Below are 15,319 nucleotides of genomic sequence, written 5' to 3' on the forward strand. Positions count from 1 at the left end.
AGACATAGCGCTGAAATACCCCATACCTAGCATTAGGAGCAAGGCCAAGGTAAACTTTTGACGTTTGAGGGTTAGCATATCAGTAGAGATAAATTGTAAGTATGCACCCAGGATACTTAGCCTAAATATAGAAATGCAATTGTAAGGTTAGAATTTTTCCTAGAACCAACCTTGCTTATTCACAAAGTAGGTATCTACAAATTCTTCGTGAGATTTGTTCAAATAGATCATGCCTTCAATCAAACCTACAAGTTGCATAATCAAAAAAGTAAATCCGTAAGTAAAAGTACCTCCAACTACAGAAATAACCAACATAATGAAGCCTTCTGGAGAGTATCCTAGAATAAACTTATGCACTCCAAAGCCCCCGAAAATAATGCCACAGTAACCAGCCATAAGTTGTTTAGTGGTATGACTAGGGTTGAGATTTGCCATATAAGTGCTGCTCCTTGATAAATAAGGTGTAATTTTAAATTATTTCTAAATAAAAAAATAAATTAATATATTTAGCAAGTAAATATATTTTTACTTTTATTGTTGTAGAAGCACTGCCCTAAATCGATAGCCACAATCAATCTCCTACCATCCCGTAGGGAACGCTAATTATGGCGCTCCTTACTATTCGGAAGTTTGACTACCAACAGCAAAATAGTTTTACAGCTTTTTCGATTAATCATTTCTCTTGAGGAGAATGAACCTTAAATCATCAGCAAAAACTCTTATGCTGCGATACCCCTTTCTACAAGTCCATCAGTTTTATGTCCGGACTTTTTTTAAGTTGGGTGCAATGATGAAGACACGTTTTGTGGGCAGTATCAGTGTTAGGTATTTACCTAAAGGCTGGAAAAAATTTTGCGGTAACCAAAGTACAAAGCAGTAGAGTTTTGATAACTCTGGTTAATTGCTGCTGCCTGCTTTCCCAATAATTTCAACCAATAATAGCTTGGAAGGGCAATCAACATCTCTACCGAGGCTAAAAGGCCTAGAGAAGAGTGAATTTTTACTGGGATATTTTATTATGTATTTAGCTCTTTTGGCAGAACGACTTTTACATCAGCCGTATCTAACCTGAAGCTAGCATTGATTCATGCTTATCACTATTTATAACTAGTAAATTATTGCCCTATAAGGAGGTATAAGCAAATATTTACCTTTTAGCAACTGTAGTATTGAAGTATAATTAATTACCGCTTCCTAGTATAAACAAGCTGAGTAGTGTGCCGCTATTCCAAAGGCTATGGAGGAGGATAGGAGCGAGAAGGTTACGCGATCGCGTGTAAACTACTCCTAAAACGATCCCCAAGGATGTCAGCGGTAGAATTTCTGACAGGCTAAGGTGTGCAGCCGCAAACAGCAAGCTACTGACCAAAATTGCTCCCCAGACGGGTAAGTAACGAGTCAGGGAAGGCAACAAAAACCCACGAAACAGGACTTCTTCAAATAAGGGGGCTGCGATCGCAGCTGTTAAGAAAAATATCCCTAGTGCTACCGTATCTTGGCTTTCTAGTGCTAGTTGCAACAAAGGATTACTACCACCCTGCCCTTGCCATAGTTGTTGATTAATTAAAGATACCAGCACAACTATGGGTAAAGCAGCGCAATAGCCACCTAGCCCCCACAAAAACCACTTACCTTGGAAATTGAAGCGAAACCAAAATTCTGGTAAAGGGAAAAAGCGCTTAATTGATGAATACAGCACCCACAGCGCACCTGATGCTACTAACAGATAACGAATTAATACGGAAAAAGCCTGAATTCGCACATTACCGCTAGCAAGGGGAACGGGGATCAGCGAGAATATCAGAGGTACAAAAAGTTGTCCCATCAAGAAAAAGCCCAGGACAAAAACCTGGAGAACCGTTTCTCCACCCCAAGGCGTTGTCCAAGGTACATCAGCATTTTGAGCCAAGAAAGCGGCTTTGCCTTTTACTAAGAGTTGAGCAAACACAAAAATCAGCAGGATGATACCTGTCAAAGCTGCCAATGTAGGGATGATACCAATCACCGCTAATTTCAACACAGCTTGGGTAGCAGCTTGTTGTTGTGTAGCTTTAACTGCTGATAGTGCTTCTTGACGTTGCTGGAGCTGGTACAGTTGCACTAGAGCAGTAGAGCGAAACCAACCATCTAAATTCTTTTGAATCAGCTCTTGGGCATTTGGTAGAAGACGGGGGGGATCACTCCACAGTCCAATTAAAACAGCAGATGTTTCTCTAAATTCGGGATTAATATCTGAGCGTTGCTGCAAATCATTCCAAGTCTTCAGCGCTATATCTGTCTTTCCTTGCTGTGCGTGTAAAATTCCCAGCCGTAAGTCTAATTCAACCAGCAATTTTTGCAGTTGGTTGAGGGACTGCTGTAACTGTTGCTCCTGTGGGCTGGAGATATTTTTAGCAGAATCAGTTTCTGGTAGGGGTTTAGGAGGTATGGGAGTGGTAACTGATTGAGAACGCAGCTTTTCAAGTTTATTCTTGGCTGTGACTAAATTGGTTTGCGCCGATTTTCGTGCTTCTTGATATTGCTTGGTAGCGTTTTCTAGGGGTTTATCACCAAGTATTGCTGACTGTATTCCCTGGAATTCGTCTTTGTTATCTTCTGGCTGCCAGGCTTGAGCTTGTAGGGCAATGTTTGTTTGGTACAGTTCTAAGCGACTTTGAAATTGAGGTTCCTGCCAGCTGCTGAATAGCGATAAGCCAGACAATACCAAAGATATCAGTGTCAGCCCAATTAAACCCAACCGCTTAATAGTCATCTATTCCCCCTTGACTAACCAGTTTAGAGCGCGTCCCCTTGGGAATTATCGCAAGAAACAGTAGGAGGTGGATAGCTTTTCAGATAAAAGGATTGTGGATAGCATCAATTTATGAGTCTGCGATCGCCCGTATAGCCTCGGCGGGTTCCTTTTTGGAATCCGTCCCTTGTCCTGAAGGGATATGGCAACCGCACTCCCTGCGGTTGGAGGCTAGGGCGCGCTACGCGATCGCATGATTGCGCTGCGCTCCGCGCAATCGCTAATTTAGGTTTCTTAAATACAAAAAAATTTCCAGGATTACTTGCGGCAATCCTGGAGGACTAGACAATGTACTCGTATGAACCTAAGATTCTCCTATGTATGCCCAAACTCACAACAGTATGTTTACTGATAAAGTAGGCGATCGCTATAGGACTCATATTTGATTTTTGAAAAAGCTCAGTACAACTAGGAAGCCTTCTTTCCCGTTGCAAGCTTGCCTATTGCCTATTCCCTGCCTACGCAAATCAGTTCATAAATTAAAGCGGATTCCTATATAAATCAGGGCAAAGTAAAATAAGCTAAATTTTACGCGCTAGCGATGTGTAACTTTTTATAAAGAGAATCCTGACTTGTGCTATTCAATGATGAGTAATTGGTTATGTAGTCAAACGAGCTTAATCAAATATCTTATGTAGTTGTGAAAAACCTATTACTAATTGATAACGAAAGTGTGGCTCAGACAATTTGGCTGCGCTCCGCGCAATCATGTGATCGCAAGTTATAGATTAAAAAAGAAGATACAGACAATTTTAGGCTTTAGTCAGCCACGAATTTAATGCAGCTTGTGCTATTTTCGTTATGAGAATAATGACGAATATGCTGAGAAAGCCGCTTTTGTAGAGATACTTATTCGTGTCTTGTTCAAAGTTATATTTATAGCTAGGCTTATAGCTATCAGAAGTATGATAGTGGCAATTACGGTAAAGTGTGCATGTTGTAGCATCAGTATTTTGAGCAATAGCTAAAGTTGCAAAGGATGCTATTAAGCTTGCAAAAAGAACAGATGTACAGCGATTCATAAGTATGACCTTAGAAAATCGATATTTATGACTACACATGGTAAGAAAGCCATTTCTGAAAATAGCTAAAATTTTATAAGTAAATTTCCGACGATATGTAGTTAAGATTTTGCCTAAATCGCAGCAGAATATATACCGATGACGCTAGTTTATGGGATAAACTAATGCCATTGCGTGAGGAGCAAACAATGGTTAATCAGAAGCTGGGGCGTCTATTATCAGTGAGTTTTATCAGTTTCTGCTTCTGTTTGGGTATTAGTATAGGAATTATCATTCGTTTTGGGCAAGTACAAAAGTCAGATGCTGCTACAACACCGACTGAAACTCTGCCATTTCCATTTGTTGAACCTGATTATCAGGAAACCCCTTCAGACACAATCATCATTAAAGCTGTTGGAGATATAATCCCTGGCACTAATTTTCCTAACTACAGACTGCCACGCTTTCGCAATCAGCTGCTACCACAGTCGGTGAGAACTTATTTGCAAGGTGCTGATATTTTATTTGGTAACTTTGAAAGTAGCTTAACTCATTATCCATATAGTGCTAAAGATATCGGCCGAGGACAAGTTTTTGCTTTTCGCTCCCCACCTAATTATGCCCAGCTATTTGCTGATGTTGGATTTAATGTACTCAATGTAGCGAACAATCATGCAATGGACTTCGGCCCGGTGGGGTTTCAAGATACCGTAAACAATCTTGCTGGTGTTGGTATTGAAACTTTAGGGCATAAAAATCAAATTCTTTATCTAGAAGCTAATAATATTCCGGTGGCAATGATCGGATTTACTACCTATGATGCTTATAATTCTGTCCACGATTTAGAAGCAGCTAGAGCCTTGGTAGCAAAAGCTAAAAATAATGCAAACATCGTAGTTGTATCAATGCAGGTGGGAGCCGAAGGAACAGGGGCACTGCGTGTTAAGAATGAAACAGAATTCTTTTATGGAGAAAACAGAGGCAATTCTATAAAGTTTGCCCGAACCATGATTGATATGGGGGCGGACTTAGTTCTAGGACACGGCCCTCACGTTCCCAGGGCGTTAGAAATTTATAAAGGAAAACTGATTGCTTATTCTTTGGGTAACTTTTTGGGATACCGAACTTTATCAACAGCGGCTGAAACAGGTTACTCAATGATTTTGGAAGCGAAACTTAACTCCAAAGGCAATTTAGTGTCAGGTAAAATTATTCCTATTCATCTTGATCGTCAGGGAATTCCTTATGTTGATCAGCGTTTTCGGATTGTAGGACTTCTGCGTTATTTAAATAATCAAGATTTTCCTAAAAATCCGGTAAAGATTAATAATCAGGGAGAAATCGTGGTAATGAATAGCAAGTAGAAATTTTTCAAAATTCTCACGCAAACACACCCCAATTTCTCTGTGATAACGAAAAGGAAAGAGTTTAACATTAGCAATTTTGGGGTGATTTTCCTACTTCCTATTTGAGATAATTAATTATTAACTTCTAGTGGTTTGCCCTGCGGTTTATCATCCTTTTGGGATTGATTTTCAGGGGCTAAATTTTGTCTGATCTCTTGAGTTGGTACTACCACAGCTGGAGGATCTGAGGCTTTTGTTTCTGGTGGTGCCTGGAGTTTTGGTATAACTACAGGATTGAACTGTTTCTCTGGCTGGGGTGGGATGGCATCCTTAGTAGAAGAAGGCGAATTATTTTCTGGTGCTGGTGAGGGAGAAGCATTACGAGATGAGCGAATTGCCCGTAATGTCTCCACTAAGGATGAAGAGGGAGAAGCACTAGGCGAAGGTGAACTTTGTTGAGCATCAGGGCGTAGTGATTCTGCTTTGTTAGTGCTATTGCTGCTTGGCGATTCTGCCTGATAAACACGACGATTGCGTTTGCGACGTGTGGTAGTGGTAGTAGAAACGGGTGCAGCTTTAGATGGGGAGGTCTTAGTCTCTCTACTGCTATCTGAGTTTGTAGTCCTGATTCTAGGTAATTCCGCAGTCGGTTCTTTTGTAGGCTGGGCAAAAATTGGTTGTGAGGTTGATTGCGGTTGCGATCTAGGTAACAGACTAGTAATGCCAAAACCGACTGTGGCAGCAACAACAGCTACGCTTGTGCCAATCAATACTTTAGAAGCAGCTAGTTTCTGTGCAAGTGTTTTAGCATTCTTGAAACTTGCTGTTGGATTATTGCGATTATGGGCAGTTCTGCCAAAAAGATTGTCTGCTTGTTGCTGCGATAAATTAATAGTTGCAACAGTGTGAGTTGGTAGGGCTTGGGGTACGAAATTCACTCCATCCCCAGGTAGCAGTTTCAGCCACTCAGCAACTGTAGCTGGACGAAAACGAGATTCCACCGCCATACCACGCATTACTGCTTGATTGACAGCAGCGCTGAGGTAGGGTTGCAATTCGCGGGGGGTGGGCATTTGTTCGCGATCGCGCAGTAGTGCTGGCATAGGAACTTGGGCTGTCAGCAATGCATACAAGGTTGCTGCCAAACCATAAACATCTGTGGCAGGTGTGCGCGGCGCTTGTGACAGGTACTGTTCAATAGGAGAATAGCCCTCAGAAACCATACCCGTGTGCGTCTGCCTTACACCACCATTAAATTCTCTGGCAATACCAAAATCAATCAGCACTACTTCCTGAGTGCCTTGACGCAGGATGATATTATCCGGTTTAACATCTCGGTGCAGCAAACCGTTATTGTGTACTACCTGCAATGCTGCCCCAATTTGCCGGATGTAATGGATTGCGGTTGCTTCTGGTAAAGGTATTCCTGGCAATACAAATGCATTACCCAAGGTTTCACCAGGAATGTATTCCATCACCATGTAAGGTAGTCCAGCTTCAACAAAAAAGTCGCTGACCCGAACAATATTTGGGTGGACACAAGTAGCTAATCGTCTGGCCTCATCTTGGAATTGGCGCTCGAACTTGGCAAAATCAGGATGTTGTCGCAGCCGTTCGTTGATAGTTTTCATCACTACCTCCTGACCTAAGTAGTGATGCGTAGCCTTGAACGTAATTCCAAAGCCACCACGTCCGATTTCCTGATTTAGGGTATATTTTCCACCCTGCAAAGTTGTACCTGCTAACATAGAGATTTTTGAGTCCTGAGTCCTTAGTCCTGAGTGAGCAGATAAGCACTGAGTCCTGAGCCATAAGGGATTTCGGAAGAAATCGGCTCCTCCCTCAGTGGGAAAAACCTCCCCATTATCGCAACAGTTTTGTCTTTTTCATAATACATTGACAAAAGAAATATGAAATGTGAAAGATAAAACCTTACTACATCCTTCTTGTTTCAGACTTCATTCTTTTGGGTATAAGTTAGCTTTTATTAAAAACGCTGGCCTATGCCGAAATGCACTTGGCTTTCTCCTTGATCATTAATTCCATAATCAGCCCGGATAACGCCTAGAGGTGAGTCGAGGCGCACTCCGGCCCCATAACCAAAACCGATACCTGGTTTATCCCGCGCTCCTGCTGGATTTCCCAATACGCTACCACCAGAACCAAGGTCTGAGGCAAAGTCAGCAAATAACACGCCTCCTAATGCTGAAATCACAGGAAAGCGGTATTCTGCTGAAGCCAAAACATAACTGCGACCATTACCAACTTCCCCAGAATCGTATCCTCGCACAGAATTAGAGCCACCCAAGTTAAAGGTTTCATAAGGTGGCAATGTTCCCAATACTGTACCAGCTTGGAGATTCAAGGCAAATACTTGTGGTTGTTTGCTGTTAAATAATTGTAGTGGCACATACTGGCTGTAGTTGGCTTTAACGCGATTCATAGAAATATTACCTTGACCAAGAGGCACAGATTGTTCTGTACTCAGACTCAGGACAGAACCTTGTGTAGGATTGATGGGGTTATTGCGTCGGTCTTTGGTGGCGGTGAAAGATACAGTAGTCAAATCATCAATACCAGTACCACTTACACTTAGAGGATTTCCTTGGGCATCGGTTGGGGTAATATTACCTTGGCGATCGCGGATACTAGTGCGGCTGTAGTTGAATCCCAAAGAAGTATTCCAATCATCAATCGGTCGTTGAAAGCTAATCCCGGCCCCAATTTTACCTTCTCTGGCTCGGTCGCCATTTGCTAATTTGATTTCATCGTCAAATGTTTGCGACAGTTCCCGGCGGCGAAAGGCATTAATGGTATAGCCTAAGCGATCGGGGTTAGTTTCCCGATAAGGACTGTTAAATTTAGTATCAAACTGGAAGTCACGTAACCCGACGCCAACATTCACGCCTAAAGTATCGTTGATCCCGCCAACATTCTGATCTTGATAAGTTAATGTGCCTAAAAGCCCTTGATCGGCGTTGTAACTACCACCGACGTTAATGGCACGGGCCCCATTTTCCTTGAGTTCGTAAATTAAATCAGTTTTGGTAGCATCGCCTTCTAAGGCAACATTTACACTTTGAAATAACCCAGTACGATATAACTGCTGTACATCTTGCCGTACCGCATTTTCTTGGAAGATTTGACCAGGCTTAAGCTTTAGTTGTTGCAGTAGGAAATCTGGTTTGGTGCGTCCTGTAACTGGATTGCCTTTGCTATCGATAGTTTTGCCATCATCGTTGACAAAGCGAAACTTGATATCGCCTACCAAGCCTTCAGCTACATTCACTGTGAGGATTCCTTCACGGCTGGGTTTGATTGATAGCACCCGTGCCAAGTTGTAACCATTGTCGGTATACCACTTATTAATTTGTGCCACTGCTTGCTGGAGTGCAGCCGGACTAATAACTGTGCCAACTTGAGATTGGAATTGTGCTTGAGCTACCTGATAAGTAAGTGCCTTAGCACCAGAAAGTTGCAGCGATCGCACTACTATTGGTTGTACCTGATACACTACATTCAAGCCAGATGGAGTGCTGCGACTGTTCACGTTGGCACTGATAAATAAACCTGTATTCAAAATTGCTGCCACATCACTTTGCAGCTGGCTTTGGCTAGTGTCTCCTCCGATTTGGGTTTTAATTACCTTGCGGATTATCTCCTGTAATTCTTGAGTAGCTCCCAATATCTGCACATCCGTAGCGGTGACAACTAAGTTATTGTCAGTTGCAGAAGCGGACTGAGGAAGTGAGACTTTACCATTCCCATTGTTCGGTGTTAATACTACTGTGGAATTGTTTTTAACATCTTTTTGCACGACCACAGGATTTTGCGAAAATGTTTGGGCGAGTATGGTTTCCGGTGCTGCAACCACATCTTTGCGTATTGGTGAGTCTTCAATTACCGGAACTACCAATTTACTTGTTTTTTCGGTTTGAATAGAGTCTTTGGCAGGTGCAGCCATTGCTTGCTGGGTGGCATTACTAGCCGCCAAAGTCGCTAAAGTAAAAATTGTAGCAGAAGAAATTCGCATAATATTTAGCCTATATAGCTTGAGAATCGGGGCTGGGGATTGGGGACTGGGGCTAGGGACTACGGGACTGGGGACTAGGTAATTTATCTAATACCTTATGCCCAATGCTCAATGCCCGATGCCCAATCCCTGATACCCAATACCCAATACCCAATACCCAATACCCGATCCCCAATCCCCAATACCCAAACAGACATTTCATAGTGATTTTTTGTTTCTCATGAGTCATGTATCCCGGTTATCTCTAGGTTCTAACTCGCAATCTACAGCTTCTCGTTTGCAGTTACTTGTTTTGAGCAATGGTCATGGTGAGGATGTTGTTGCAGCCCGAATTTTGCAAGAACTCCAGCAACAATTAAACCCACCAGATATCTTTGCTTTGCCTCTGGTGGGTGAAGGACGGGCTTACCAACAGTTGGATATCCCTTTAATTGGTTCAGTGCGTACTATGCCTTCTGGTGGCTTTGTTTACATGGATAGCCGTCAATTAGTCCGAGATGTCCGCGGCGGTTTATTACAACTTACCTTGAGCCAGATTAAAGCTGTACGCCGTTGGGTCAGTTCTCAAAAACAATTAGGCAACAACAGGGCTATCCTGGCTGTGGGTGATATTGTGCCGCTGTTATTTGCAAGTTTCAGTGGTGCTAACTATGCTTTTGTTGGTACGGCAAAATCCGAATACTATGTTCGGGATGAAGTTGGATTATTGCCACGCAAAAGCAAAGCTGCACGTTGGGAAAATTTTTCTGGTTCTATTTATCATCCTTGGGAACGTTGGTTGATGGGCAATCGCCGTTGTCGGGCGGTGTTCCCTAGAGATTCGTTAACTACAGAAATATTAAGAAAGTGGCGTATTCCTGCTTTTGATTTGGGCAATCCGATGATGGATGGTTTAGAACCATCGTTTCCACCCCAAAGGTTTTATAGTGCTGATATCCAACAGCAAGAAGTAACTCGGCCTCTAGTTGTGACTCTCCTTCCTGGTTCCAGACCGCCAGAGGCCTACGCTAACTGGAAAGTAATTATGGTTGCTGTGTCTGCGTTGATGGCAAGTTTTCGGGAGCGAGATTCTGTCTTTCACACTTCTGACACAGTAGTGTTTTTGGGGGCGATCGCTCCTGGTTTGGACTGTAACACTTTAGCGCAATCTCTCACAACCCAAGGCTGGCGACCCCACTCTGAATCTCCGATCGCACTTGCTGACCCTAATATTTTGACATTTAAACAAAAAAATGCTTACCTACTACTAACTCAACAAGCTTATAACGACTGCTTACATTTGGGAGATTTTGCGATCGCCATGGCCGGAACAGCAACAGAACAATTCGTAGGTTTAGGCAAGCCTGCGATCGCAATTCCTGGTAATGGCCCTCAATATAATCCTGCGTTTGCTGAAGCTCAAAGCCGCCATTTAGGGCCTTCTTTGATTTTAGTTAACCAACCAAGCGAAGTTGCGAAAGTAGTACAATTTATGTTCAAAAATCCTGACATTTTGCAATTAATTGCAGACAATGGTATACGCCGAATGGGTAAACCCGGAGCAGCACGACGAATTGCTGAGTGTTTACAGGCACAATTGGCATGACATATGTTTTCCACTCCCACTGCCGTAAGCAGTGGGATTTTTATTACCAATTATAAAATCTCTATCCTGAGCAACTCAGTTGTCAAAGCTGTTAGCTTCTGTTAACTTCATTGTTAGCAATTTTTCATTCAATACCAAATTGCATCGTGAATATTATTTTAGATTACTGCAAAAGTCTATTAGTCAAGACTTTTAATCTAAAATCCAAAACTCAAATTGGTATTATCCCACTAACCCAGAACGCAAGGCGCGAACGGCTGCTTGGGTACGGTCATCAGCACAGAGTTTATTGAGGATGTTGCGAACGTGGGTTTTGACTGTACCAACTGTGATATAAAGTTTTTCAGCAATTTGACCATTGCTGCAACCAGCGACAATTAACTCAAGGATTTCTAGTTCGCGTTGAGTCAGTGGGTAGGTTTCTAAAACTTGTTCATATTCAGTTGCTAATGCCTCAATTTTCACAGTCTTCGGCTTATCGTTTGCTTGAGCTTCTCCAGGCAAACCTTGCCGCATTCTCCGCAAGACTACATTAGCGATCGCTGGGTCAATCCAAGAGTTACCAGTGTGAGTGGCTTGGATCGCCTCTGTTAATCTACTAATACTTGTCTCTTTCATGTAATAAGAATCTGCACCTGCTGCAAAAGCAGCCAATACTGCGTCCTCTGTGTGATCCATTGTTAAGATCAAAATCTTTGTTGCTTGCCCAGTCTCTGCTTGCTGACGTTTAAATTTGCGAGTCAGTTCAATGCCATCCATGTCAGGTAAGCCAATGTCTACAACAGCTACATCTGGCTTGGCACTTTCCAAAAGTTTTAATCCTTGGGTAGCATTTGCTGCTTCACCAATTACTTTCAACCCGCTGTGAGACTGTAATGCCGTCCTTAGCCCCATACGAGTTAGGTCATGATCTTCAATTAAAATAATACTTATTTCACTCATTGCTACACTCACGTTCTCTGGCTCCATCTTACAGAATACGAACTTTTGTAAGTTATTTATTTGATTTTCCCAAACTAAAGATAGATGATATTTTCACTAGCCTGCATCCACCGATAGAAATAATAAATTTCCTAGTTTCAATGCTAGGTAGATGCAAAAATCTAGCCGCAGATGTATAGATATTTTACGATAAAAAATGAAATATTGAGACAGAGTTTAAATTGTGCCATTCTTTGGTTTGGAACCTAAAAGTAATATCTCTTTAGTATTTAATAATATATTTTTTCATGTAAAGCTTTGAAAGAAGCTGACAAAAATGGACAAATTCAATCCAAGCAAAGCTGCTGTAGGAGAAAAAGCGCCACTAGATCGTGCCATTTTGTACCCATCTTGCGAATTTATGGGATTAATGGAGCTAGATGGTACTCTCATTGATATCAATCAGATGGCGTTAGACTTTGGTGGACTCACCAACGTGCAAGTGATTGGCCGTCCCTTGTGGGAAGCTGGCTGGTGGAGAATTTCCCAAGCAACTCAAGCACAACTTCAACAAGCGATCGCTCAAGCGACCACCGGGGAATTAGTATGTTCTCAAGTTGATATTCTCGGTGTTGGCAATACTACAGCTACCCTCGATTTTGCTATTCGTCCCATCAAAAATACCAGTGGAAAAATCATCCTTTTAACCTTTAAAGGTCGAGAGATTACTGAGGGCAAAATTACCTCAGATATAACAAACTACCTAAATGTCCAAGAGCAATTCAGTGTCCAATTAACAGCGCAGTTAGCAGCTACAAAGCAGCAAATAGCAAAATTATCGGGGCGTGAACGAGCTGGCTTGGCACAGCAAGAGGCAGCAAACGCATATATGCAACTTGATGCCGATATAGTCAATAGTATGCCCTTGGGTTTGATTGTCTGGTATTTAGAAGACCCCAATGATATCAACTCCATGCGGCTAATTACTGCCAATCCTGCTGCTAGCCATCTAACCGGAGTAACACTATCAAATTACATAGGTAAATATATTACCGAATGTTATCCGAGCAAAATTATTAAGAATCAAGTAGACATAGAGCTATACGCCAAAGTTGCTCTTTCTGGACTTGGACAAGAACAACAAGTTTATTACTGCGAGCAAAATACCCCTTGTAGCTTTTTCAATGTCAGAATTTTTCCGTTACCTAATTGCTGTGTTGGGGTTGCGTTTGATAATATTACTCAGCCCCAAGTAGCTGGACAGGCGTTACAAGAAAGCGAGCAGCGATGGGCAAACTTAGCGAAAATTTCTCCTGTTGGCATCTTTCGCACAGATTTATCCGGCAACTACCTTTATGTCAATGAACAATGGTGTAATATCACCAAAATTCCATTAGCAGATGCTCTCGGAAAAAGTTGGCAAACTGCGATTCATCCAGATGATCTAAAGCGGATAGACTCGGAAGCTCAAGACATGGTAACCGATAAAAAGCCGTTTACAGGTGAATTTCGGTTCTTACATCCTGATGGCGAAATCACTTGGGTGTTTTCGCGTACCGTTGCTGAAACAGGAGATAACGGTGAGGTAATTAGCTATGTTGGCACCATAACTGATATCACCGAATTGAAGCAGGCAGAACAAGCATTGCGGGAAAGTGAGGAGAGATTCCACACGATGGCTGATACCGCACCGGTGATGATTTGGATGTCCGGTCTGGATAAACTTTGTAATTTCTTTAATCAAAGCTGGCTGGACTTCACTGGTCGGACAATGGAACAAGAACTAGGTAATGGCTGGACAGAAGGAGTACATCCAGAGGATTTAGAACATTGTTTGAATACATATCTCACAGCTTTTGAAAATCGACAAAATTTCAGTATGGAGTACCGCCTGAGGCGTTTTGATGGTGAATATCGCTGGGTTTGGGATACTGGTACTCCTCTGTTCACTACCGATGGAAGTTTTGCTGGTTACATTGGTTCATGTATTGATATTAGCGAACAGCAAGCTGCGCTGCACGAACGCAAACAAGCAGAATTGGCTCTGCAACAGCGCGCTGAAGAACTCACACGTTTGAACAACATCTTGGCGCAAACAACGACAATTTTGCAAAAGCGCAATCAAGAACTAGAGCAGTTTGCCTATGTAGCTTCTCACGATCTCAAAGCACCTTTAAGAGCAATCACTAGTCTCTCAGAATGGCTAGAAGAAGACCTTGCAGACCAACTTCCCGAAGAAAACCAGCATCAGATGCGGCTGCTGCGAGGACGAGTCCGCCGGATGGAGGCACTGATCAACGGCTTGCTAGAATATTCACGCATTGGGCGCATTGATACAGAATTGTCTTTAGTGAATGTTGGTATGTTGCTCAATGAAGTGATTGAGTCGCTGCAACCGCCATCAACTTTCCGTATCGAGATTGCCCCAGGAATGCCGACTATATTGACTAAGCGAGTGCCATTGCAACAAGTGTTTGCTAACTTGATTGGCAATGCAATTGAACACCACTCACGAGTTGATGGCATCGTCAAAATTTCCGTTCAAGACCAAGGAAACTCCTACGAATTTAGCATCGCGGATGATGGCCCCGGTATTCCCTCTGAGTATCACAATAAGATATTTGTGATTTTCCAAACTCTAGAGTCCCGCGATCGCAAAGAAAATACAGGAATTGGTCTGGCGATCGTTAAAAAAATTATTGAAACAGAAGGAGGCACGATTACCTTAGAATCCATTTTAGGTCAAGGCAGTACTTTCCGCTTTACCTGGCCCAAGCAAACTGATGAGTAGAAATGCTCAGGCTTATGGTACATAATGTTGATTTCCAACTCAGACCAATGGCTGAAGACGGGCGGTTATCCGCTCATTTACAATTGGGTTGAGCATGATCAAGTATTCTATTTTACTATGTATCAGCTTTGTTTGCTTTCGCAGGTTAATAACTGCCCGCTTGTTAATTGCTAATGATCACAGAGCCATTGGAAACTACCATAAACAATCAGCCACAAGCTGGGTCTATGATGCCAATACTCTGGTAAATTAACCGGATTAAACATAAAACAGACAAAATTTAAACTAAGGAAATGCCGGAAAGAGTGATTAACATACTACTAGTGGAGGACGATGAAGTTGATGTCATGAATGTCAAAAGGGCATTCAAAAAAGTTAATATTACTAACCCGGTTTACCTGGCCAACAATGGACTAGAGGCGCTAAGTATGCTTCGTGGCAATAGCGGTCAGTCCCCCGAAGTTCCTGCCGAACGACGCTTGGTTTTGCTGGATTTGAATATGCCGAAAATGGGCGGAATCGAATTTCTTCAAGAATTACGGTCTGACCCTAAGTTGAAAACAACTCCTGTGGTTGTGATGACTACCTCAAACCAGGATCAAGACCGAGTGGAAGCTTATAACTTAAATGTTGCTGGCTATATCCTTAAGCCTGTAACCTTTGCTAAGTTTGTCGAGATCATGGCAACTCTCAATAGGTATTGGATATTGTGCGAAATGCCTTAGTTAAGCAATGCCTAGGTTTTTAATAACCAGAGATTTTGGATTTCAGCTTGGGAATAAAGGGCAACGGGGATGAGGAATAACTAGTAAGTATTACCCAATCTCAAATCTAAAATTATTTACTTAAAT

General features: G+C 42.3%; 11 protein-coding genes. 5 read left to right on the top strand and 6 right to left on the bottom strand.

The genetic code is table 11. The features are described 5' to 3' along the window. Window positions 1–159: 159 nt before the first annotated feature. The gene (locus tag AC5JL8_RS16245) at window positions 160–435 is read right to left on the bottom strand and encodes a TM2 domain-containing protein (protein ID WP_495880729.1); all 276 of its coding nucleotides are present in this window, start codon (window positions 433–435) and stop codon (window positions 160–162) included. 745 nt (window positions 436–1,180) lie between these two features. Then, window positions 1,181–2,752: a CPBP family intramembrane glutamic endopeptidase gene (locus tag AC5JL8_RS16250; protein ID WP_495880730.1), complete on the bottom strand. Its 1,572-nt coding sequence runs from the start codon at window positions 2,750–2,752 to the stop codon at window positions 1,181–1,183. A 92-nt stretch (window positions 2,753–2,844) separates the two neighbouring features. Here AC5JL8_RS16250 and AC5JL8_RS16255 point away from each other — a divergent pair, with 92 nt between their 5' ends. Continuing rightward, window positions 2,845–2,988 carry a hypothetical protein gene (locus tag AC5JL8_RS16255; RefSeq protein ID WP_495880731.1) on the top strand — a complete coding sequence of 48 codons (144 nt, stop codon included), beginning with the start codon at window positions 2,845–2,847 and terminating at the stop codon, window positions 2,986–2,988. Window positions 2,989–3,543: 555 nt separating this feature from the next. Here the strand turns inward: AC5JL8_RS16255 and AC5JL8_RS16260 are convergent. Further along, window positions 3,544–3,813, bottom strand: coding sequence for a hypothetical protein (locus tag AC5JL8_RS16260; RefSeq protein ID WP_495880732.1), 270 nt, complete (start codon window positions 3,811–3,813; stop codon window positions 3,544–3,546). A gap of 188 nt (window positions 3,814–4,001) precedes the next feature. On the opposite strand from AC5JL8_RS16260, the gene AC5JL8_RS16265 reads away from it, so the two are divergent. Continuing rightward, complete coding sequence (locus tag AC5JL8_RS16265; protein WP_495880733.1) at window positions 4,002–5,156, top strand: CapA family protein; 1,155 nt, start codon at window positions 4,002–4,004, stop codon at window positions 5,154–5,156. A gap of 113 nt (window positions 5,157–5,269) precedes the next feature. Here AC5JL8_RS16265 and AC5JL8_RS16270 read toward each other — a convergent pair whose 3' ends face one another. Both AC5JL8_RS16270 and AC5JL8_RS16275 read right to left on the bottom strand, forming a co-directional pair. Continuing rightward, window positions 5,270–6,886: a serine/threonine protein kinase gene (locus AC5JL8_RS16270; RefSeq protein WP_495880734.1), complete on the bottom strand. Its 1,617-nt coding sequence runs from the start codon at window positions 6,884–6,886 to the stop codon at window positions 5,270–5,272. 239 nt (window positions 6,887–7,125) lie between these two features. Then, on the bottom strand, window positions 7,126–9,171 hold the full coding sequence (locus tag AC5JL8_RS16275; RefSeq protein WP_495880735.1) for a BamA/TamA family outer membrane protein: 2,046 nt from the start codon (window positions 9,169–9,171) through the stop codon (window positions 7,126–7,128). Between the two features lie 220 nt (window positions 9,172–9,391). On the opposite strand from AC5JL8_RS16275, the gene AC5JL8_RS16280 reads away from it, so the two are divergent. Next, on the top strand, window positions 9,392–10,756 hold the full coding sequence (locus tag AC5JL8_RS16280; RefSeq protein ID WP_495880736.1) for a lipid-A-disaccharide synthase-related protein: 1,365 nt from the start codon (window positions 9,392–9,394) through the stop codon (window positions 10,754–10,756). Window positions 10,757–10,978: 222 nt separating this feature from the next. On the opposite strand, the gene AC5JL8_RS16285 is transcribed toward AC5JL8_RS16280, so the two are convergent. Next, entirely contained in the window at window positions 10,979–11,698 is a 720-nt protein-coding gene (locus AC5JL8_RS16285; protein WP_495880737.1) for a response regulator, read from the bottom strand. 316 nt (window positions 11,699–12,014) lie between these two features. On the opposite strand from AC5JL8_RS16285, the gene AC5JL8_RS16290 reads away from it, so the two are divergent. Together AC5JL8_RS16290 and AC5JL8_RS16295 are read left to right on the top strand one after the other, a co-directional pair. Further along, window positions 12,015–14,468 carry a PAS domain-containing sensor histidine kinase gene (locus AC5JL8_RS16290; protein ID WP_495880738.1) on the top strand — a complete coding sequence of 818 codons (2,454 nt, stop codon included), beginning with the start codon at window positions 12,015–12,017 and terminating at the stop codon, window positions 14,466–14,468. A 293-nt stretch (window positions 14,469–14,761) separates the two neighbouring features. After that, the gene (locus tag AC5JL8_RS16295) at window positions 14,762–15,193 is read left to right on the top strand and encodes a response regulator (protein ID WP_495880739.1); all 432 of its coding nucleotides are present in this window, start codon (window positions 14,762–14,764) and stop codon (window positions 15,191–15,193) included. Window positions 15,194–15,319 lie beyond the last annotated feature (126 nt).

The organism is Mojavia sp. (assembly GCF_059505145.1).

Coding starts and splice junctions, on each gene's coding strand:
- AC5JL8_RS16245 (WP_495880729.1), bottom strand. CDS start 435: ATGGCAAATCTCAACCCTAGTCATACCACTAAACAACTTATGGCTGGT.
- AC5JL8_RS16250 (WP_495880730.1), bottom strand. CDS start 2,752: ATGACTATTAAGCGGTTGGGTTTAATTGGGCTGACACTGATATCTTTG.
- AC5JL8_RS16260 (WP_495880732.1), bottom strand. CDS start 3,813: ATGAATCGCTGTACATCTGTTCTTTTTGCAAGCTTAATAGCATCCTTT.
- AC5JL8_RS16265 (WP_495880733.1), top strand. CDS start 4,002: ATGGTTAATCAGAAGCTGGGGCGTCTATTATCAGTGAGTTTTATCAGT.
- AC5JL8_RS16270 (WP_495880734.1), bottom strand. CDS start 6,886: ATGTTAGCAGGTACAACTTTGCAGGGTGGAAAATATACCCTAAATCAG.
- AC5JL8_RS16275 (WP_495880735.1), bottom strand. CDS start 9,171: ATGCGAATTTCTTCTGCTACAATTTTTACTTTAGCGACTTTGGCGGCT.
- AC5JL8_RS16280 (WP_495880736.1), top strand. CDS start 9,392: ATGAGTCATGTATCCCGGTTATCTCTAGGTTCTAACTCGCAATCTACA.
- AC5JL8_RS16285 (WP_495880737.1), bottom strand. CDS start 11,698: ATGAGTGAAATAAGTATTATTTTAATTGAAGATCATGACCTAACTCGT.
- AC5JL8_RS16290 (WP_495880738.1), top strand. CDS start 12,015: ATGGACAAATTCAATCCAAGCAAAGCTGCTGTAGGAGAAAAAGCGCCA.
- AC5JL8_RS16295 (WP_495880739.1), top strand. CDS start 14,762: ATGCCGGAAAGAGTGATTAACATACTACTAGTGGAGGACGATGAAGTT.